Here is a 1,226-nt window from a genome sequence, read left to right as displayed (position 1 = left end):
CGTCCCGCGCGGCGCAACGGCGCGCGCAGCCGCGCATGCAGCGTCGCACCGGTCGCGCGCAACCGCAGCGCGACGATCGCGTCGAGCCGCGCGGCGTCGCGCAGCGGCATGTCGGTCACGTCGAAAATCTCGTCGATGTGGCGCGGCTCGCGCAGCTCCGGCAGCGCGTCGCGCGCGCGCCGGTTGGCGGCGACGATGTTGCCGCATTCGTCGAACGCGATCAGCCATTCGGGCTGTGCCTCGACGTAGTGACGATTAGGATGCCCGAACAGGATCCAGTGCTGCGCCGTGCTGTGCACGAAATAGCCGTCCTCGATCAGCGCCGCGCTCTGCCGCACGAGCTGATAGACGAGGCGCTGGCTGTCGCGATTGTCGGGCGACTGCACGGCCGACGCGTCGAGCACGCCGATCAGCTCGCCGGCCGGCGAAAAGATCGGCGCCGCGCTGCAGGTGAGCGTCGTGAACGCGGCGCGAAAATGGTCGGTCTTGTGCACGGTGATCGGCGCGAGATCGGTCAGCACGCTCGCGACGCCGCACGTGCCTTCCTCGCTCTCCGACCAGCACGAGCCGATGTGCAGCCCCGCATGGCGGAAGTCGTTGCGACGCTCGCGATCGATCCGATAGTCGATCGTCACGCCGTGCGCGTCGGTCAGCATCACGCAGTAATCGGCGACGCGGATCATCTCGTGCAGCCGCGTCAGGCACTGGCCCGATGCGCGCAAAAACGCTTCTTCCTTGTCGCGCACCTCGCGCAGCTCGGCCGCGGTCAGCACGCGCGGGCCGATCGACGACGCGGGGTCGAGCCGGTAGCGCTCGAGCGAGCGCTGCCATGACGAAACGAGGCGCGTCGAATCGGCCGGCGGCGGCAAACGGCCGGCGAGCGCACCGAGCACGCGGTCCGCATGCTGGGCGTGGGGAACGACGTAAGGCATGGTCGGCTCCGGTTCCGTACGACGGGGAATTCGATGCTCTTGTAGCACATCCGTTTCGGCGGATCACATTGCGCCGCAGCACGCGAGCCGCGTGAGACATTCGTCTCACGGCCGCCGCCGCGCGTCTCGCGCGATTGAGACGCGCATCGCCGCGTCGTTCGGCCGGCGGCGCGCCGGCGTAATGCGGCGCACAGCCGCGCCGCACGCGGGTTTGCGCGCGATGCGCGGCGTCGCGGCGCGTGCGATGACGAGGCGCGCAGCGTCGCGCGCGCGTGAGACGCCGGCGCCGCTCGG

At 70.5% G+C, this 1,226-nt stretch carries 1 protein-coding gene; it reads right to left on the bottom strand.

Features of this window, described 5'->3' with window-relative positions; genetic code table 11:
• On the bottom strand, window positions 1–932 hold a 932-nt coding region (locus HMPREF3115_RS15070), incomplete at its 3' end, for a sigma-54-dependent Fis family transcriptional regulator (protein WP_141751679.1).
• Window positions 933–1,226 lie beyond the last annotated feature (294 nt).

Origin of the sequence: Burkholderia sp. HMSC10F09, from assembly GCF_001806955.1 — a bacterium.
In the GTDB taxonomy this organism is placed as follows: domain Bacteria; phylum Pseudomonadota; class Gammaproteobacteria; order Burkholderiales; family Burkholderiaceae; genus Burkholderia; species Burkholderia multivorans.
The sequence above is the reverse complement of the archived record's forward strand: the minus strand, read 5'-3'. Positions and strand labels throughout refer to the sequence as shown.